We start from the raw sequence: 19,243 nt of genomic DNA, 5'->3' as shown, positions 1-19,243 counted from the left end.
CCTCGGAAACGCTTACGGAATCGGCCGGTTGCGGCGGCGCCGGGCCTGCCAGACCGCCCCGCCGGCCAGGGCGGCGACCAGGGCGCCACCGGCGATCAGGCCGAGGGACGGGCCGCTGCCCGGGTGGTCGGCGTGCTCGGCCGTGGCGGCTCCGGCGTCCGGGACGGTGTCGCCGCAACCGGTGCGCGGGTAGCCGGCGATGGCGCAGAGCAGGCCGCCTGCGCTGTAGCGCAGCGGGGGTAGCGCGGCGGCGAGCACCTCGGCCGAGCTGGCCGTGGCCGGGACGGCGGCGCAGGCGGTGCGCGGGGCGGGCGGGGTCTCACCGGAGGGCGCGTCGGCGGCGGTGCCGAAGTCCAGCACCACGGCGACCCGCTTCCTGCCGGGCTGGGCCGGGGTGGCGGCGCAGATCGCGCCGAAGTCCCCGGCGGCGGTGGGCCGGGCGGCGTCCTGACCGCCGTCCGGGCTGACCGCGAAGCGCCAGCCGTCCACGCCGCCGTCCTGCGGGACGTAGACGGTGGGACCCTGCTGCTGGTACGTCCAGGCCGAGTTGGACCACTTCCAGAACGACCAGTAGCGGTAGCCCGCGGCCTGCGCGGGCGCGGCGCCGAGCAGCAAGGTGAACGGGACGGCCAGTACGGCGGCGAGCAGGGCCGCCGCCGTACGGCGCGGGACGCGGGTCACTTCTTCGGGTCGCCTTCGGGCTTGCCGTCGTCGGGCGTGCCCTGCTCGGGCTTGCCGCTGTCGGAAGTGCCCTGCTCGGGCTGGTCGGTGGCGGGCTTGTCGACAGCCGGCGAGGCGTCGGGCTTGGCCTCGGCGTCCTGCTGGTGGGCGCCGCGACGGCGGTTGAGGCTGAGCAGCAGACCGCCGCCGACACCTATCAGCAGGCCGATGCCGACCAGCCAGATCGGGGAGAAGCCGCTGTTGTCGTCGGCCTCGGTGATGCCGGAGCCGGGGGCCTTGGTGCCATCGGGGTTGTCCGAGGCGGCGGAGGCGGCGGCGGCCGGGACCTGCTTCGGGGCCGGGCCCGCGTTGATCAGCAGGTGCACCACATCGGTGCCACCGAAGTTGTACGGGTCGAGCTTGGCGGCCTGCGCGACCAGCAGCATCGCGGCGGCGGCGGACGGGTCGGTGCCCGACTTGCCCTTGGCGGCCCAGTCGTAGCCGTTCCCGGCCAGCCAGTCGGCGGCGCTGGCGGCCTCCTGCGGGTGCCCGGCCTGGATCAGGCCGAGCACGGCCCAGGCGGTGGCGGTGAAGTCCGGGGCGGGCGCGGCGCCGGGCAGGGCCTGCATCAGGTGCTGGCCGTTGGCGGCGAGCTGGGCGCGCAGGTACGCGGTGGCGGCCTCGGCGGAGTGCGCGCGCGGCACGGTCTTCTCGGTCGAACCGGTCGGGCAGTCGAGTGCCTTGGGCGCGCTCTCCGCCCGGTCGGTGCTGGTCACCAGCAGTCCGCCGCCCGCCGCGGCGAGCGCGGCCTGCGCGGTGGCCAGGCCGTTGGCGGCGAGGGTGCCGTCCGGGCCGGGCTGGTAGGCGAAGGCGCCGCGCTGCGCGGCAGGGGAGGCGCAGCCGAGCTGGAAGCCGCCCAGGCCGTCGTAGGCCGACTTGCCGTCCTTGGCCACGGCGGCCGGGTCGGTGTGGGCGGTGAGCAGGGCGCTGACGGCCAGTCCGGTGGAGTTGGCGTCACCCGGGTTGCCGGGGTTGAAGGACCAGGTGCCGTCCGCGTTCTGGTTGTTCCTGAGCCACTCGACGCCCTTGCCGACCGCCTCCTGGTGCCCACCGAGCGCGGACAGCGCCTGGATCGCCACGGCGGTGGCGTTGCTGTCCTCGGTCTTGGGGTCGCAGGCGGCGGTGTCGGCCCGGTAGGACGGCCAGCCGCCGTCGGCGCACTGCTGTCCGGTCAGCCAGCCCACGGCCTTGTCGGACGGGGTGACCTTGGCACCGGCCAGCGCGGTGAGCGCCAGCGACTGGCGCCAGACGCCGTCGTACGTCGGGTCGCCCTTGCCGTAGAGCTCCGCGGGGGCGGGCTGGGCGGCCGGCGCGCTCGCGGGCGCGGTGGCGGCGGGAGAGGCGGTGTCGGCCAGCGCTGGCGCACTGGCGGCACCGGCCAGCAGCAGGCCGGCCAGCGAGGTGGCGCCCAGGCGGGCGGCGGTCAGCATGACGGTGGAATGCCTTTCGATGAGCGGTGCGGCGGCCCGTACGGGCGGTCCGTGGACCTCGACGGGATCACCGGGCCGGAGTCATCGACTCTATCCGGCCCGCCCGGGTGCCACCGCGCCGCCCGAACTGGAACAGGTATCAGTTACGGCTCGATTGGAGCGTGGACGGATATCGCGCCCACAGGGGCGCACGAACGGCGCGCGAGGGAAGGCGCGTACGCCTGCGAGTGCTTTCGGTGGACAGGCCGTACCGGGGCTCCCCGACGCTAAGGCAGCGTGAGCAGCCGCGCTGCCGTGTGCAGATCGGCCCGTACGTCCGCCGGCGAGGCGCGGCCGGAGAGCCAGCCCAGCAGCGCGGCGTACCAGGTGTGCCCGATCACCCGCAGCGCCGCCTGCTGCGCGGCGGTGGGCTCGCCCCCGAGCCGGGCGGCGGCCAGCACGATGGCCGAGGTGAGCGAGCTGACCTCGTCCACCTCGCGGCTCACCGAGCGGTCGGCGAAGGAGAGCGCCCGGACCATCGCCTCGGCCAGCCGGGGCTCGCGCCCGAGCGCGTGGAACCCCTGGGTGAGCGCCTCGGCCACCCGGGCGGCCGGGTCCTCCCCGGCGGGCGGGCGGCGCAGCACTTGCTCGTGCAGGCGTCCGAGCTGCTCCAGCATCACTGCCACCAGCAGGTGCACCTTGGACGGGAAGTAGCGGTACAGCGTGCCGAGCGCGACGTCCGCGCCCTCGGCGACCTCGCGCATCTGCACCGCCTCGTAGCCACCCCGGGCGGCCAGCGCGGTGGAGGCCCGCAGAATGCGCCGCCGGCGCTCGGCCTGACGTGGAGTGAGGTCATCCGCCGGCGGGGCGGAGGTGGAGAGCGCGGCGGCTGGGGGCAGGGTGGACAAGGCGGGCTCCTTCTCGCTGCGGGCTCGCGGACCCCGGCCGGGCGTTCGCCCGCGGTCGGGCGGGGCGCAGCGTGGCGTGAATCACCAGCCCTGGATCCTGAGCGCAAGCTACGGGCCGGTATCTTCGAGGTCTCTCATTGTTCACTCGCTGGGCGGTGAGCTCCACACCGCCATGAAACGTGATCTACTTTACCGCCGAGGCAGTCCGTGCCCGGGTGAGTAGGGATAAGGGGCCCCGGATGACCGCGCTGCCGACACCGCTGCGGATCGCCCTGCTCTCCTACCGCGGTGACCCGTTCTGCGGCGGCCAGGGGGTCTACGTCCGGCACCTCTCCCGTGAGCTGGCCCGGCTCGGCCACCACGTGGACGTGATCGGCGCGCAGCCCTACCCGGTTCTGGACGAGGTCGAGGGCCCGGGCTCGGTCCGGCTGGTGGAACTGCCCAGCCTGGACCTGTACCGGGCCGACGACCCGTTCCGCACCCCTGGGCTCGCCGAGTACCGGGGCGCGGTGGACGTGCTGGAGGTCGCCACCATGAAGACCGGCGGCTTCCCCGAGCCGCTGACCTTCTCGCTGCGGGCCCGCCGGTACCTGGCCGCGCACAAGGGCCGCTACGACGTGGTGCACGACAACCAGACCCTCGGCTACGGCCTGCTCGGCCTCGCCCGGCACGGCTTCCCACTGGTCACCACCATCCACCACCCCATCACCGTGGACCGGCAGTTGGAGCTGGACGCGGCCGCCACCATGCTGCGCCGCCTGTCGCTGCGGCGCTGGTACGGCTTCACCCGGATGCAGGGCAGGGTGACCCGCCGCCTGGACCACATCATCACCGTCTCCGGCAGCTCCAAGGGCGAGATAGCCGAGCACCTGGGCGCGGCGCCCGGGAACATCTCGGTGGTCCCGATCGGCGCTGACACCCGGCTCTGGTCACCGGACGAGTCGGTCCCGGTGGTGCCGGGCCGGATCGTCGCGACCTCCAGCGCGGACGTCCCGCTCAAGGGCCTGATCTACCTGGTCGAGGCGCTGGCCAAGCTGCGGACCGAGCGCGAGGCGCATCTGGTGGTGGTCTGCAAGCGCCGCGAGGACGGCCCGGTGGCCGAGGCGGTGCGGCGGTTCGGTTTGCAGGAGCACATCGAGTTCCGCAACGGTCTGAGCGACCGGGAGCTGGTCGACCTCTACCGCTCGGCTGAGGTGGCCTGCGTCCCCTCGCTGTACGAGGGCTTCTCGCTGCCCGCCGCCGAGGCGATGGCCACCGGCACCCCGCTGGTGGCGACCACCGGCGGCGCCATTCCCGAGGTCGCCGGCCCCGACGGCGAGACCTGCCTGGCGGTGCCGCCCGGCGACGCGGGCGCGCTCACGGCGGCCCTCGGGCGGCTGCTGGACGACCCGCGGCTGCGCGAGCGGCTCGGTGCGGCCGGACGGGAGCGGGTGCTGGCCAACTTCACCTGGCGGCGGGCCGCCGAACTGACCGCCGACCGCTACCGGGCGGCCATCGCCACCGGGACAGGGCAGCGTGCCCGCTCCGGCAAGGGCTGGCGCTACGTCGCCTGAGGCCGCCCCGGCACCTCGTCAACTTCGCAGTAGGAGAACGGATCCCGGGGATCACCCCTCGGGGTCGAGTACAGCAGCAATGAATGGGAGCCCGCAGTGCTGACCGTCGATTTCTCCCGCTTCCCGCTCGCCCCCGGCGACCGGGTGCTCGACCTGGGCTGCGGCGGGGGCCGACACGCGTTCGAGTGCTACCGGCGCGGTGCCAACGTCGTCGCCCTGGACCAGAACGGCGACGAGATCGCCGAGGTGCGCAAGTGGTTCGCGGCGATGGAGCAGGCCGGTGAGGCCCCGGCGGGTGCCTCGGCCGTCGCGATGGAGGGCAACGCGCTGGCGCTGCCCTTCGAGGACGACACCTTCGACAAGATCATCATCTCCGAGGTGATGGAGCACATCCCCGACGACAAGGGCGTGCTCGCCGAGATGGTCCGGGTGCTGAAGCCGGGCGGACTGCTCGCCGTCACCGTGCCCCGCTACCTGCCCGAGAAGATCTGCTGGGCGCTCTCCGACGAGTACCACGAGGTCGAGGGCGGCCACATCCGGATCTACAAGGGCGACGAACTGGTCCAGAAGGTCCGCGACGCCGGCCTCACGCCCTACGGCACCCACCACGCCCACGCGCTGCACTCGCCGTACTGGTGGATCAAGTGCGCCGTCGGTGTCAACAACGACAAGGCGCTGCCGGTCAAGGCCTACCACCAGTTGCTGGTCTGGGACATCGTCGGCACACCGGTCATCAGCACACTCACCAAGGCGGCCGAGAAGGCGCTCAACCCGGTGATCGGCAAGAGCTTCGTCGTGTACGCCTCCAAGCCGCACCGGGCAGCCGAGTGACCGCCGCCGTCCCGGAGGCCCTGCTGCTGGACGGCGTCCTCGACGCCGAGCAGGCCGCCGCGACCGTGCGCTCCATCCTGGCCGACCAGCGGCCCGACGGCGCCATCCCGTGGTTCGGCGGCGGCCACCTCGACCCCTGGGACCACACCGAGGCCGCGATGGCCCTGGACACCGCGGGTGAACACGCCGCCGCCGAGAACGCCTACCGCTGGCTGGCCGAGCACCAGAACCCGGACGGCTCCTGGTACGCCGGCTACACCGACGGCGAGGTGACCAACGCGTCGAAGGAGACCAACTTCTGCGCGTACATAGCCGTCGGCGCCTGGCACCACCACCTGAGCACCGGCGACGACGCCTTCCTGGAGTGGCTCTGGCCGGTCGTCCGTCGCGCGCTGGACTTCACCGTCGGACTGCGGCTGCCCGGCGGGCCGATCGCCTGGCGACTGGACGAGGACGGCACCGCCCCCGAGGAGGCGCTGCTCACCGGGTCGTCCAGCATCCTGCACGCCCTGCGCTGCGGGCTCGCCATCGCCGACTACCTCGAAGAGCCCCAGCCCGACTGGGAGTTGGCGGCCGGACGGCTGCGCCACGCGATCGCCGAACACCCCGAGCGGTTCCTCGACAAGGACCGCTACTCGATGGACTGGTACTACCCCGTGCTCGGCACCGCGATGCGCGGCGCCGCCGCCATGGAACGGATCGAGCGCGACTGGGAGCGCTTCGTGGTGCCGGGCCTTGGCGTGCGCTGCGTCAGCGACCGGCCCTGGGTGACCGGCGGCGAGAGCGCCGAACTCGCCCTCGCCCTCTGGGCGGTGGGCCAGTCCGACCGCGCGGTGGAGATCCTGCGCTGGATCCAGCACCTGCGGCACACCGACGGGTCGTACTGGACCGGGTACGTCTTCGAGGACGACGCCATCTGGCCCGAGGAGCGCACCACCTGGACCGCCGGCGCCCTGCTGCTGGCCGTCGCGGCGCTGGGCGGCGACCACGCCACGGTGGCGGTCTTCGGCGGAGAGCAGCTGCCGACCGGGCTGGTCGTCGGCGACTGCTGCTGAGAGCGCGGCCCGCACGCCGCACGGGCCCCGGGGTCCGGGACCCGCGCGGCGTGCGGGGTGCGGACGGCCGTGGAGGGCGAACCGCCGCTGCCGTCCGGCGGCTTCAGTGCGGCTTCATCGTCCGGGTGTCGAAGCCGCCGAAGTGCTGCCAGATCGCCACCAGCGCACCCACCTGCACCAGCACCCAGGCGATCTGCGCCGACAGGCCCCGCATCTGGTAGATCGAGAGCAGTAGCCCGAAGCGGTTGGGCCACAGGCGCCGTTCGGTGCGGAAGGTGTCCGCGTCCATGGCCAGGCCGGTGACGGTCAGCACCGGAAGCATCAGGCCGATGGCCTTGGGTGCGTCGCCGAGATCCTGGTCGGCGAGGGTGTTGATGGCGATGTCCAGGGCGACCAGCACGGTGTAGGCGACCCAGAGGCCCAGGGCGCGTGCCGGGCCCCGACGACCGGGCAGTTGGCGCCACATCGCTCCGAGCATCAGGCCCGAGCCCGCCCAGGACAGCTCCGAAGTCAGGAACTTCCCCAGCAGATCGGCGTATCCGAAGGGGTCCTGTTCCGTGAACATCCATGCCTGCGGTGACGAGTAGTCCAGCCAGATCATGATGATGCTCCAGGGAAGGCCGACGACCGCCGCGACCACGGCTGCCCGAACGGCGTTCCCCCACCATCTGGCGTGCGGACCCCAACTGAGGGCGACGTCCAGGACCGTGACCTGGTTGGGCAGGGACCGCGGCGTCGCCCTCGCGTTGCCGGCCCTGCTCTCCCACCAGTGCAGCCGCCTCAGCTCCTCCTCCAGCTCGTGCCGGCTGTGAGCGCCCTCGCCGTGCCCCTGTTCCAGAGCGCGCAGTTCGACGACCAGCTCCCGGTAGCGGCGGGCACGCTCGATGAGGTCCTGGTGGTCGGCCCGGTCGATGACCACTTCGCTCAGTGCGGGAGCGCCGCGCCCCTCGAAGTGCTGGCTCAGGACCGCTCGCCTGCGGCCCAGCGCCAGCAGGCCGTACAGTGCGGCGACGTCCAGTGCCAGCCAGAGGAAACCGAGCAGTTGGCTGCCGGCGTACGAGCCCTCGCGCCAGGCCGCCACGATGGCGAAGAACACGGCGAGCAGCAGGAAGTCGAAACCGGTTGGGCTCACGGAGGGTGCCCGGCGGCCCAGTTCCCTGGCCCGCAGCAGCGCCAGGATCGCCAGACCCGTAAGCACCCAGGTGCGGGAGTAGCACCAGGTGGGGATGCCGGCGGCGAAGGCCACCGTCTGCTGGCTCAGGAAGAGCACGTGCAGCGAGTGGTAGGCCGGTGAGCTGCGGTCGATCAGCCAGCTGACCCGTTGCCAGGAGAGCTCGTCGGCCCACACCGACAGCGCCAGCAGCAGGAACGTGACCACGGCGAGCACGGTTCCGGCCCAGGGCAGCCGCGAGGACCTGATCAGCCTGCCCGCACGTGCGAGACGCCAGGCCCAGAGCAGCAGGCCGGCGAGCCCCAGCCACACCGCCGCCGCGGTCATCACCGCCAGCGCGGCGATGCCGAGGGCGTGCAGGCTCCCGGCGGAAGTGTGCGGGGCGGGCAGCCCGAACAGAGAAGGCCGTACGGCCACCAGCGCGCCGGCCGCCGCCACCAGCGTGGCGGCCAGCAGCAACGACCACCTCGGGCGGGCGAGGACCACCAGGGCCCAGCCGATCAGTATGCCCAGCAGGGCCTGCCAGTGCTGCCGCCCGCTCCACAGGTCCGTCGGCGCCTTGGCGCCGTCGAGGAACAGGTTGAACAGCAGCATGAGCACCAGGCCGATCACCGCACTGAGCAGAGCCCACTGCATCAGGGCTCGGAAGCTCCCTCGCTCGACCACGGTGTCGGCGGTGTCGGCCTGTCGGCGGCGGGCCCAGAGGGCGGCCAGCATGACCGCGGCCGAGGTACCCACCCACGAGACGGTCTGTCCGGCCGCGTTGACGACGCGCCAGGGATCGGTGTCCGTACTGGCCGCCCAGGCGCGCTGCCAGGAGGGGACCATCTCGACCGTCACCGTGGGGCGCAGACCCCCGGACGGCCCGATCCCGTTCCACACCAGGCTTCCATCGCCGGCGACCGGCGGCATCGGGGACACCTCGGAGACGTTCAGGCCGCCCGGGTCGATCTGGACGTGGTCCCAGTGGGCGCTCTCCAGCGCCGTCGGCGGGGTGAGCGAGAGCTGCCATCGATCGGCACCCACGTCGGCCGTCCACGGGCCCACGTTGAACCGGCCGCGATGGTTGAGCCAGGACAGCACCTGGCACCTCACCGTGACCGAGGACAGCGCCGCGGTCACCTCCGGACCGTGCATGCGCCACTCGTTGGTGCGCAGGTACCGGTACTGCGCGCCGTCCTGATCCCCCCGCAGTAGGCAGCGCATCGCGTGCTGGTGCTCGTCGGAACTCTCGCTCAGCAGCAGATCCTTGGCGTACGGCCAGGTGACGGGCACGTGGACCGCCATCTCGCCCTTGGCCTCGACGAAGTTCTGTTTGTGGTTGAAGAGCTGGAGAGTGGCTTCCGTCCGGGCGTCGACGAGCTGCTCCGGATGGCAGCTGTCGACGTCCTGGGGATGAGCCAGAGCAGGTGGTGCGCCCCACCACCACGACAGGCTCAGCAGCAACAGCAGCACAGCGCAGGGTCTCCACCGGTCCACCGCCCGGACGCCGCCCTCGCCGTGCCGGCCGCCGGCCGTCCTGGCCGGACGGGAGGCAGGTCGGCCGCGGGGAAGCCGGGAGGCGGCCGTCAACGCCGACCGCTCCCGCTGCCGGGGCATCCGCGGAGCGGATGCCGAGGAACCGGGCCGAAACGGCCGAGAAGCCGGTGACCTTCCAGCACGGCCACAGGATCGCACGCGAACGGTCCGTGTCGCGGCTCCGGGCCTGCGGACTCCTCGAATCGTGGGAGCGCTCGCCCGGAAGCGGCCGTTCGCCTTCCCATGGCCCGCTCCTCACTGTCATGCGAGTGGCATGTTCCGGAGCGTAAGCGGGCCGGTACGCACCCGCAATCCAAGGTCGGCCACCCGGCCGCGCGCCCGGAACGCGAAGGCCCGCGGCCGCCGGAGAAAGGTTCCGGCAGCCGCGGGCCGTCGTGGTGCGCGGAGGGATCAGCCGCGCTGGATGCCCGATACGTCGGTGAGCAGGCCGGGGGTGCCGTCCGGCAGCTGGGCGACCAGGGCGGTGCCGCGCTGCTCGACCGCCAGGTACCAGGTGCCCGGGACGAGCTCGCCGACCGGCGGGCCCGCCGGGCTGTCCTTCGGCGTGACCTGGCGGGTGACCGGGACGGCGAACCAGAACGGCGCGAACTCGGCGGCCGGCGCGGGTGCCGGAGTGGCGGCAGCGGCCGGAGCCGGCGCCGGAGCGGCCTGCTCGGCCTGCGGCTGGGCGGCGCCGGCCGCGGTCGGGTAGCCGTAGCCGCCCTGCGGCTGCCCGCCGTACGGCGTGCCGTTGTGCGGGGCGCCGCCGTGCTCGGCGGCCGCCGGAGCGGGGTAGCCGTACTGGCCGGGCTGGCCGGACTGCGCGTACGGCTGGGGCTGGCCGGGTTGCGCGTACGGCTCGGGCTGGCCGGGCTGACCGCCACCGGCCTGCGGGTACCCGGAGTGGCCCTGCGGGGTGGCGGGCTTGTCGGGCATCAGCGGGGCCTGCAGCGCGGGCACCAGCGGGCCGCCCGCGGCCGCACCGGCGAGGACCACCAGCGCGAGCAGCGCCAGCCAGGCTCCGAAGCCGCTACCGGTGCTGGTGCTGGCGGTGATCCCGCCCGCACTGCTCGAGGAGTCGGCGGGGCCACCGGCCAGCGACCACAGACCGGACCACAGCGCGGCGACCGCGAGGGCGGTGCCCCACTGGTCCAGCCGCAGGCCGAGCACCTGGCGGGTGGCCACGGCCTGGCCCTGGAAGCGGTGGAGCAGGATCAGTGCGGCGGCGATCACACCGAGCAGGAAGACCGAGGGGAGCACCGGGAAGATCGCGGTCGACCAGCCGCTCACCGAGGCCGAGCTGCACTGCTGACCGCCCTTCGGGCCCGAGCAGCCGGTGGAGGTCCGGTACGGCAGGAAGGAGGCGATGAGCAGTAGGAGGGCCGCACCTGCGACGGCGGCGTCTCCTCTGGTGAGAGCACGCAGATTCACTAACGTTCCCCTCGTCGGCGTGTCGTGGACGGCGGTCGGATGGTCGGTTGACCGGGCGGGCAGGACGCCCGAACCGGGCAAAAGCCTAGGCGCAAGCCATTAACAGTGGCACAGCACCCTCCGGAACCGCCCCGAATCCTCGCAGATCGCCTGAGTCGGGCATGGCCTCGAGATCAGCTCGCGGGGGCGGTGAGGTAGCTTGTCAGGGCGTCGGCAATGGCCTGGGCGGCGAGCTGGCGCCACTTGGGATCGGTCATCCGCTGAGCGTCTCCGGCATTGCGCATGTTGCCGCACTCGATGAACACCTTGGGCACTTTGGAGAGGTTGAGCCCGCCCAGGTCGCTGCGGGTGTCCAGGCCCTGCTCGCCGATGTAGTCGGCGTACGGCTCACCGGTGGTGGCCTTGAAGGTGTCCCGCAGCGTGACACCGAGGCGGTGCGAGGGATCGACGATCGCCGAGGTGTCCGCGATGCCCGCCGTCACCTTGGCCGGCAGGATCACGTGGAAGCCGCTGACGGAGGCCGGCGCGCCGTCACCGTGAATCGAGACGGCGGCGTCGGCGTGCGCCGTGTTGCCGATCGCCGCACGCTCGTCGACGCACGGGCCGTAGGGCCGGTCGCCGTCCTGGGTCAGCACCACCTTCGCTCCCCGGGACTCCAGGATCGCCCGCGCGCGGTGCGAGACGTCCAGGGTGTACTCGGCCTCGCTGTACCCGTCGTTGGTCTCGGTGCCGGTGGTGTCGCACTCCTTGTGCGCGTTGCCGATGTCCACCTGGCGGTTGATCTCGGTGGGGTGGTTCACGTTCTGGGGGTTGTGGCCTGGGTCGAGCACCACCGTGCGGCCGCTCAGCTGGCCCGTGCCGGCGGACGCCGCGGCGGACGGGCTCGCACCGCTGTTCGCGGCGCTGCTCGGGCTCGCGGCGGGTGCGGTGCCGCCGGACGAGGTGGGCGCCGACGGGGTGGCCGACGGCGGGGCGTCGGCGGTGGCCGGGGAGTGGCCGCCGGCCAGAGCCTGCCAGCCGAGCCAGCCGGCGAAGCAGAGCGGCACCGCGGTGCAGCCGAGTACGGTCAGCCGGAATCGGGTGGAGCGACGGGGGGCGGGGTGCTCGTCGGTGGTGCCGTTCACGAGTAGGTCAGATCCTGTCCCAGGTGCGCGTCGGCAGACTGTAGCGGCCTGCCATGGAATTCCACTTCGCGACGAAGTCCTGCTTCGTCCTGGTGGCCTGCGGGTTGAGGTCGTTGGCTCGCTTGAGGTCGTCGGTGTCGGGCGCGGCGCCGCTGCTGCAGCCGCGGCTGCCGACGGTACGGGCCCAGGCCGCGTACGCCCGGTCGATGTCGCCCGACTGCTGCCAGGCGCTGCGCAGGGTCTGCGCCGCGTCCGCGCCGCCCGGCAACTGGCCGAGGTCCAGCTTCGCCAGATCCGCTATCAGCTGGTCGCGCTGGGCGGCCCCGTCCTCGAAGACCTTGACGGCGCTGTCGATCTCGGACTTGGACGGGCAGCTGTTCACCTTCGCCACCGCGTTGCCGATCGGCGCCTTCGCGCCCTCGCCGCGGCCGAGCAGGTCGTCCAGCGTCTTCGCCTGGGCGGCCGCGTTCGGGCCCTCGCCGTCACTCGCCGAGGCACTCGGGGAAGCGCTCGAAGAGGCACCGGACGCGGACGGGTCGGTACCGGCCGACGCGGGCTGCGAGGCGGCGGGGGCTGGCGCGGAGGCGGCCGGAGCCGGCTGCGCCTGGCTCTTCGAACCGTCACCGGAGCCGTCCAGCAGCCAGAACGCGCCGACGCCCACCGTGATCGCCAGCACCACGCCGACCGCCACGAACAGCGGCGTGCGGCTGCGCGGCCGGTCCTCCTCGTACGGGGCGAGTTCCTCGTACTCGGCGGATGGGGGGAAGCCGCCGCCCGGAACTGGAACCGGCCCGGGGCCCGGCACCAAGCCGGAGGCGGCACCGGGCGGCGGCGGGAAGGCGGACTGCGCGGGTGGGAAGGCGGACTGCGCCGGGGCGGTACCGGGCGGCGGCGGGAAGGCGGACTGCGCGGGTGGGAAGGCGGACTGCGCCGGGGCGGCACCGGGCGGCGGCGGGAAAGCGGCCTGTGCGGGCGGCGGCGGGAAGCCCGGGGGCGGCGTGGCGGGGGCCCCGAAGCCGGAGGGCGGGGTCGCGGCGCCCAGGTACGGCCGGGCACCGAGTGGTGGGCCCTCGTCGCCGACGGCGCCCGCACCGGAGTGCGTCCCGGGCTGCGAACCGGGCGGCGGCGGAGTGAACGGGGCGCCGGTCGGCGACCCTGCGGTCGGCGGCAGCGGAGGCACCGGCGGGAGCTTCGCGGTCGGCGCGTCCTGCGGCGCGGCGAAGCCGTACGCGGAGAACGTGCCCGGCGGGGGCTGCGGCACACCCGCGCCCGGCTGCGCCTGACCGTTCGGCTGAACGGGTGCGCCCGGCTGGGCCGGAATGCCCGGCTGGGCGGGTGCACCGGGCGGGGGCGGGAAGCCGTACGGGGTCTGGTGGGCCGACGCACCCGGGGCGGTGGACGGCGCCGGGGCACCCGGCTGGTCCTGGGCGGGTTTGCGGCGGACCCAGCCGCCCGCGCCACCGCGCGCGGTGGGATCCCAGACCGCCGGAGCGGTGTTGTCCTGGTCGGTCATTCCTCGCCTCGCCCCGCTGTCGTCTCGAACTGGCCCGCCCGGTCCGGTTGTTCGCCGACACCGTACCCGCCTCCACGGCATGTCGGTACGGCGGTGCGGCGGTACAGGGAGCTCGCGGGTGGTGCGGTACCGCCGTGCGGTGCCGCAGGACTGCGCTCCGAGGGAAGACGTTAGAGCATGGTCCGGCGAGCCCGCAGGAAGCCGGCGGCCTTGGGTGCGGTCAGCCGTCCGTGCGGTCCGAGCTCTCCGGAAGGCCTTCGTGCTGGCCGGCGCCGCGCCGCAGCACCCGCAGCGAACCGGTGACCGAGACCTCCTCGAAGCCCTCCGCCAGCGCCCGCAGGTAGACCCGGTACGGGGCCTGGCCGCCGTCGGCCGGATCCGGGAACACGTCGTGGATCACCAGCAGGCCGTCCTCGGCGAGGTGCGGCATCCAGCCCTCGTAGTCGCCCGTGGCGTGCTCGTCGGTGTGCCCGCCGTCGATGAAGACCAGCGCCAGGCGCCCGCCCCACACTGTCGCGACCTGCGGAGACCGCCCGACCAGGGCGATCACGTGCTCCTCGAGACCGGCGCGGTGCAGGGTCCGGCGGAAGCGCGGCAGGGTGTCCATCCACCCGATCTCCGGGTCGACCAGGGTCGGGTCGTGGTACTCCCAGCCCGGCTGCTGCTCCTCCGAGCCCCGGTGGTGGTCCACCGTCAGCGCCACCGTGCCGGCCGCCCGCGCGGCGCCGGCCAGCAGGATCGCCGAGCGCCCGCAGTACGTGCCGATCTCCAGCAGCGGCAGCCCGCCGGTCAGCCGCGCCGCGTCGAGGGCCGCCGCGTACAGCGCCAGCCCCTCGTCGACCGGCATGAACCCGGTCGCCGCCTCGAACGCCGCCAGCACCTCGGGTGCCGGACGGGTGCTCTCCCGGAGATCGGTCATGCTGCTGCTCCCTGAGGTCGTGGTCCTGGTCGCTGGACCCTACTCGACGCCCGTCCGGCGCGGGCAGCCCGGGGCCGGACGGCCGACCCCGGACGGCTGACCCCGGACGGGCTCAGACCGTCTGCAGGCTCCGGGCCACCCGGTCCCGGGACGGAGCCAGTTCGGCCTCGATCAGTTCGGCCTCGGCGTCGGACAACAGGACGGCCGCCTCGGTCTCCGGTCGGGTGCCGAGCAGGCGGAGTCTGAGGTGGGTCGGCGGGTGGGTCCGGTCCACCGCGCCCAGTTGGCGGGCGGACAGGCGCATCCGCCGCTCCAACTCGGCCGGCGGGAGGGCGGCCGCCATTCCGCCGAACTCCGCCCAGAGGTCCGGCCCCGGAGCCGCGGCGCTCCGCCGGCTCCGGGAGCCGTGCAGCCTGGCCGCGCTGCGGTAGCGCAGTCGGATGGTCTCCGCACTCGAGTCCAACAGCAGGGCGGACAGCATCCCGTACGCGGCGCGGGGCGAGGCGACCTCGGCGGCGAGCCGGTCGGCGTGGTACTCCGCCCGCTGGCCGGACCTGGTGGTCAGGGTCTCCAGCAGGTCCAGCAGGGCGCTCACCAGCTGCCTGATCAGCCAGCGCGCGAGGCCGGCGAGCAGATCGGCGATCTGGTCGAACAGCTTGCGGCTCCGACTCCGGCGCCGGGTGGGCAGGCTGAACCGGTACCACTCGGTGAGAGCGCTCATCGCCGACGCCAGCCAGAGGCTCCGGCGATGGTCGCCGTTGACGTCGTGTCCGAATTCGTGGCCGAGCAGTGCCACCCGCTGTTGCGGCGTCAGCGCGGCCCACAGCGGCAGCCCGATGGTCAGCACGCTGCGCCGGCGCATCCCGGCCCGGCCGAAGGAGGCGTTGAAGTCGCCGGTCGCCCGGATCGTGTCCACCGGCGGGGCACCCACGGCCGCGCCGACCCGGTCGGCGAGCGCGTACAGCGCGGGAGCGTCGCCACGGCCCAGCACGGTGCCGCCCCTGGGTACCCGGCCTAGCCGCGGGCGCAGCGGCCAGGCGATCACCAGGCCGATCAGACCGAGGATCCGCAGCGGCCAGTGGTCGGTGCAGAGCAGCGCGACGGAGCCGGACACCGCGGTGAGCGTCACCAGGTGCACCAGACCGGCCAGTGCCGCGGCCGCGATCCAGACCCGGTCGGGCCCCGGCTCCGCGCCGCTCGCCAGCGACTCGTACAGCTGCTCCACCCGGGCCCTGACCCGCTGTTCACGGGCGGCGTTGCGGTGCTGTCGGCGTTCGGCGAGGCGCCGGGCGCGGGGCGAGTCGTAGTCGGGGGTGCGGGTGGCGGGGGTCAGGTTCCATTCGCAGCCGGGGCACCAGACGGGGAAGCGTTCGTCGGCCTCCAGCGGAGCCGAGCAGGCGGGGCAGGCGCGGGGGAGCGCGGTGGGGGTGGCAGGCATGGGCGCTGATCATGCCAGCAGGTGCGGACGGGTCAGGAGTCCGGTGGGGCACGGCCCCGGAACGCCGCGACCGAGGGGCCCCTGGTGGGGCCCCTCGGTCGGCTGACCCACGTGGGTGCGGGTACGAACGCTCAGCGGTGGCCGAGAAGCTCAGCGGTGACCGAGGCTCAGTGGCCGAGCCTCAGCGGTGACCGAGATTCAGCGGCGGTGACGGCCGTGCGGGCTGGTGTCCGCGGAGTCGTCGGGTGCGGTCATGCCCCGGTGGCGACCGTGTGCGGTGTCCTCGGCCGTGGCCCCGTCGGCGCCGGGCGCGGTGCTGTCGTGCTCGGTGGTGTCGGTGAGGGTGTCGGACATCAGGTTTGTCTTCTCCGTGCGAGGGTGCTGGTCTGTGGTGCCGCCTGGCACCGGTCGAATCCGGCCGGGGTGCCCACCGCGGGTGGCGCGACGCGCCGGTACCGGTAGCGCGACCCCAAGCCTGTACGGGGCCACCCTATCGGCCGTCTCGTACACCGGCGTATCGGGAAACCCCGTGGACTCGGCATGATCGACGCCGCACCGGGCCTGTGTGGTTCCACGCCGGCTCGCCGGCCGGTGCGTTGCCGCAGGTGCCGCACGGGGTTGATCCCAGCCAGCGGCCGACCGGTTCGCGGTGGGGCGGGAGAGCGCCTTGGGGTCGCCGTGCCGGGCGGCTGGCCCCTGGGTCGGAGTCCAACAGAAGCACCGGATCGGCTCGCAGGGCGGAGCCGATCCGGTGAGCCACCACCACGACGGTGCCCGCACGGGCGGCGAAACGCCTCTCCACCCGGGCCTCGGTGACTGCGTCGAGATGGCAGGTCGCCTCGTCCGGTACCACCACCGGCGCGGGGGAGAGGCACGTCCGCACCAGGGTGGTGCACCGGCACTTCCCGGTGGCGAGCGCGGACGGGTCACGCAGTGCACCGTCCGCGCTCGCGGAGCCGGGCGGCCATGGGCGCCCGGCGGGCCGGAGGGCCGTGCACCGGGAGGCCGCCGGGCAGGTGCCCTGGCATGGGGCAACTCCCGGAACCCGGGCGGTGGTTGGTGGAAACGGGAGGGCCGCGCCACCCCCGTGAGGGTTTGGCGCGGCCCGGTGTGCCGGCCTGCCGGCGTCAGCTGATGGTGAAGATCAGGCAGGTGAGGATCAGGCAGGTGTACTGGCAGCCGCCGCCCTGACCGGTCAGCCCGACCGACTCGGTCTCCGGCAGCTCCTGCAGCGCGGCAAGGTCGGTCTCGAAGTCCATCAGGTTCTCCATGGTTGGGTCCTCCCCTTGGTGTCCACCGGCCGCACGGTGCGGTCGGTGTCGGTTCTGTCGGCCGCGCGGGCGTTGCCCGCCGGGTTGCGGCCACTGCGGCAGAATCGTTTTGCCGCAGGTCTCTCTCCCGGGCTCGGTGGGTCGGCCGGGCCGGGAAGCTTCGTGGGTGCCGTCGGCGGGCGTGGAGTGCGCTTCCGCCGCCGGGCGGTGTCGTGGTGCGGGGCGGGCTAGGTCGGCCGTCCGGTGTGCAGGAAGGCGGCCAGCAGTTCGTGCAGGACGGCCCCGCCTTCCTCGGCCAGCACCTCGTGGCCGGCGCCGGCCGCCTCCACGTACCGGAAGTCGGTGCCCTCCGTTCGGCCGACCCGCAGCAACTCGTGCCGAAGCGAACGGGATTGGCTGACCGGCACCACCTCGTCCCGGTCCCCGTGCACGATCAGCAGCGGTGCGGTGATCCGGTGCGCGAGCTGGAGCACGTCGCGCGGGCCGCGGGCGTCGGTGATCGGATCGCCCCCGCCGAGCCGGGTGGTCAGCGCCCGGACCGGTGCCGACGCCTCGGCGAGCAGCCGGGCGCCGGACAGGAACGGTGCGACCACGGCGCAGCGGGACACCTGGCCGGCGGGTGCGTACGCGGTGGCGAGCAGTGCGAGGAAGGCGCCGTAGCTCACTCCGAACAGGGCCGGTGGTCCAAGTCCGAGCACCGAGCGCTGTCCTGACAAGTCGTCGACGAGGTGCAGGACGTCGTCGAGGTCGGGTCCGCCCCAGGCGCCGCGGATGGCCATCGCGTGGTCCACCCCGTAGCCGATGCTGCCGCGCTGGTTGGGGGCGACCACCGTGAGGCCCTCGGTGGCCATCCGCTGCAGGGCCGGGTCGAACTCCAGCCGCCAGGCGTCCGCCGGCCCGCCGTGCAGCGCCACCACCAGCTGGGGTGAACTCAGCCAGGCGTCGCCGCCGTAGACCACGGCCTCGATCGGGCCGGCCGGGCCGGTGAGTTCGAGGCTCTGCGCCGGGTGCCAGCGCCCGCCCTCGCCGGGGTGGGCGCTCGCGTCCAGCCGGAAGCCGGGCGGTGAGGTGCGCAGGACCCGGGTCGGTGCGGACCAGGAGGACCAGGAGGACCAGGAGGACCAGGACGACCAGGACCGTACGGTGTCCTGGGCCGATCCCCGGACGGCCGGTCCCACCGGCCCGTCCTCGCCCGGGGCGCCGCCTTCGGCGTCGGCCGGGCGGGCGGCGTCCGCGCGGCCGAGCGGGGCCAGCTGGAGCGGCAGCGGTACGGGGGTGAGCGCGGGTGCGCCGGACGGGGTGAGGCCGAGCAGGACGTCGACGTCCAGAGTGGCGAGCGCGGCGGGGTGGTCGGGGGCGGAGTAGGGCATCCGCAGCCCGCTGGCGGACCAGTGCCCGACCGCGCCGAGCCGTCCGGGCGGGACGGGCAGCGGGTCGAGCCGGCCGCCGGTGGGCTGCCACAGGGCGAGTGCGGAGGCCGCGCCGTGGTCGATCTGTACGGCGACCCGGATCCCGTCGGGCGCGGGCGCGTCGCCGGGGGCCGACCGGGTGAGCGCCACCGGCCGCAGGAACATCTCCGGGACGTGCAGGCACTCGGGGAAGCGCGGTGGTCCGCCGGCGCCGAGCAGGCCCCAGCCGAGCCGGTCGGCGCCGGGGGCGTCACTGCGGATCATCGCGAACCCGGTGTCCGGGTCGAACAGCACCAGTCGGTCGTTGCTGCCCTCGGCAATCTCCAGCAGCGGGCTGACCTGGCCGGACGTCAGGTCCAGTACGACGGACTTGACCGCCCCCGAGCTGACCCGGTCCAGGGCGAGCAGCCGCCCCGTCCGGTCCAGCCAGACGCCGCCGCCGTGCAGCCCGGGGAGCTCGGCGACCCGGCGGGGTTCGGACCCGTCGGTGGCCACCAGCCAGACCGTGGTGACCGGCCGGGTGTCGGTGCCGAGGGCGACCGCGACCGGAACCTGCGCGGGCCGGGCCCCGCCGGGCAGCGGCAGCAGGCGCAGGCCCGGCATCCGCAGCGTGGCCACCAGTTCCTCGGTGGAGTGGGGACCGCCGTTCGACGGTGCGCAGAGCGCGACCAGGTCGTGCCGGTCGCCGTCGTGGCGGCAGAGCAGGACCCGGCCGTCCGGCAGTGAGACCAGCTGTGAGCGCAGGCTCTCCGAGCGGTTGCCGGGCAGGGCCAGCGCGGTCGGCCCTGCCGGGCCGTCCGCCGGCAGCCGCCAACTCTCCACGTACCAGCCGCCGTCGGCGGCCGCGGCCAGGCAGGCCGCGTGCGAGCCGTCTGCGGCGAAGGTGAAGTTCAGCCGGCGCAGCGCCTGGGCGGTGGTGCGGGTGGCGATGCTCATCGCGGTCTCACCTCCTGGGAGTTGTGGTCGGGTGGGG

The 19,243-nt window shown here is 74.1% G+C and carries 15 protein-coding genes; 3 read left to right on the top strand and 12 right to left on the bottom strand.

All coding sequences use genetic code 11. From position 1 onward, the window contains the following. Nucleotides 1–12 precede the first annotated feature (12 nt). The 3 genes from ABD369_RS01265 to ABD369_RS01255 all read right to left on the bottom strand — a co-directional run bounded on the left by ABD369_RS01265 (nt 13) and on the right by ABD369_RS01255 (nt 3,037). Entirely contained in the window at nt 13–681 is a 669-nt protein-coding gene (locus ABD369_RS01265; protein ID WP_344634256.1) for an SCO2322 family protein, read from the bottom strand. Continuing rightward, the gene (locus ABD369_RS01260; protein WP_344634255.1) at nt 678–2,150 is read right to left on the bottom strand and encodes an SCO2321 family membrane protein; all 1,473 of its coding nucleotides are present in this window, start codon (nt 2,148–2,150) and stop codon (nt 678–680) included. The genes ABD369_RS01265 and ABD369_RS01260 overlap by 4 nt, the downstream gene beginning before the upstream one ends. Before the next feature lie 266 nt (nt 2,151–2,416). After that, nucleotides 2,417–3,037 carry a TetR family transcriptional regulator gene (locus ABD369_RS01255; protein ID WP_344634254.1) on the bottom strand — a complete coding sequence of 207 codons (621 nt, stop codon included), beginning with the start codon at nt 3,035–3,037 and terminating at the stop codon, nt 2,417–2,419. A gap of 239 nt (nt 3,038–3,276) precedes the next feature. On the opposite strand from ABD369_RS01255, the gene ABD369_RS01250 reads away from it, so the two are divergent. From ABD369_RS01250 to ABD369_RS01240, 3 genes are all read left to right on the top strand, one after another. After that, on the top strand, nt 3,277–4,590 hold the full coding sequence (locus ABD369_RS01250; RefSeq protein ID WP_344634253.1) for a glycosyltransferase family 4 protein: 1,314 nt from the start codon (nt 3,277–3,279) through the stop codon (nt 4,588–4,590). A gap of 96 nt (nt 4,591–4,686) precedes the next feature. Beyond that, entirely contained in the window at nt 4,687–5,421 is a 735-nt protein-coding gene (locus ABD369_RS01245; protein WP_344634252.1) for a class I SAM-dependent methyltransferase, read from the top strand. After that, nucleotides 5,418–6,476: a prenyltransferase gene (locus tag ABD369_RS01240; protein WP_344634251.1), complete on the top strand. Its 1,059-nt coding sequence runs from the start codon at nt 5,418–5,420 to the stop codon at nt 6,474–6,476. Before ABD369_RS01245 ends, ABD369_RS01240 begins: the two co-directional genes overlap by 4 nt. Before the next feature lie 103 nt (nt 6,477–6,579). Here ABD369_RS01240 and ABD369_RS01235 read toward each other — a convergent pair whose 3' ends face one another. The 9 genes from ABD369_RS01235 to ABD369_RS01195 form a co-directional block, all read right to left on the bottom strand. Further along, entirely contained in the window at nt 6,580–9,102 is a 2,523-nt protein-coding gene (locus ABD369_RS01235) for a DUF6185 family protein (RefSeq protein ID WP_344634250.1), read from the bottom strand. A gap of 474 nt (nt 9,103–9,576) precedes the next feature. Beyond that, nucleotides 9,577–10,596, bottom strand: coding sequence for a hypothetical protein (locus ABD369_RS01230; RefSeq protein ID WP_344634249.1), 1,020 nt, complete (start codon nt 10,594–10,596; stop codon nt 9,577–9,579). 173 nt (nt 10,597–10,769) lie between these two features. After that, nucleotides 10,770–11,720: an N-acetylmuramoyl-L-alanine amidase gene (locus tag ABD369_RS01225; protein ID WP_344634248.1), complete on the bottom strand. Its 951-nt coding sequence runs from the start codon at nt 11,718–11,720 to the stop codon at nt 10,770–10,772. A gap of 7 nt (nt 11,721–11,727) precedes the next feature. Further along, a complete protein-coding gene (locus ABD369_RS01220) occupies nt 11,728–13,233 on the bottom strand; it encodes a hypothetical protein (RefSeq protein WP_344634247.1) in 1,506 nt (501 codons plus the stop codon). 220 nt (nt 13,234–13,453) lie between these two features. Then, nucleotides 13,454–14,152, bottom strand: coding sequence for a class I SAM-dependent methyltransferase (locus ABD369_RS01215; protein WP_344634246.1), 699 nt, complete (start codon nt 14,150–14,152; stop codon nt 13,454–13,456). Nucleotides 14,153–14,264: 112 nt separating this feature from the next. Beyond that, the gene (locus tag ABD369_RS01210) at nt 14,265–15,590 is read right to left on the bottom strand and encodes a M48 family metallopeptidase (protein WP_344634245.1); all 1,326 of its coding nucleotides are present in this window, start codon (nt 15,588–15,590) and stop codon (nt 14,265–14,267) included. Between the two features lie 198 nt (nt 15,591–15,788). Beyond that, the gene (locus ABD369_RS01205; protein WP_344634244.1) at nt 15,789–15,944 is read right to left on the bottom strand and encodes a hypothetical protein; all 156 of its coding nucleotides are present in this window, start codon (nt 15,942–15,944) and stop codon (nt 15,789–15,791) included. Between the two features lie 773 nt (nt 15,945–16,717). Then, on the bottom strand, nt 16,718–16,861 hold the full coding sequence (locus ABD369_RS01200; RefSeq protein WP_344634243.1) for a VenA family class IV lanthipeptide: 144 nt from the start codon (nt 16,859–16,861) through the stop codon (nt 16,718–16,720). Between the two features lie 227 nt (nt 16,862–17,088). Further along, nucleotides 17,089–19,206, bottom strand: coding sequence for an alpha/beta hydrolase family protein (locus ABD369_RS01195; RefSeq protein WP_344634242.1), 2,118 nt, complete (start codon nt 19,204–19,206; stop codon nt 17,089–17,091). Between the last annotated feature and the right edge of the window lie 37 nt (nt 19,207–19,243).

The sequence above is a fragment of the Kitasatospora cystarginea genome (assembly GCF_039533515.1).
GTDB classification, from domain to species: Bacteria; Actinomycetota; Actinomycetes; order Streptomycetales; family Streptomycetaceae; genus Kitasatospora; species Kitasatospora cystarginea.
The sequence above is the reverse complement of the archived record's forward strand: the minus strand, read 5'-3'. Positions and strand labels throughout refer to the sequence as shown.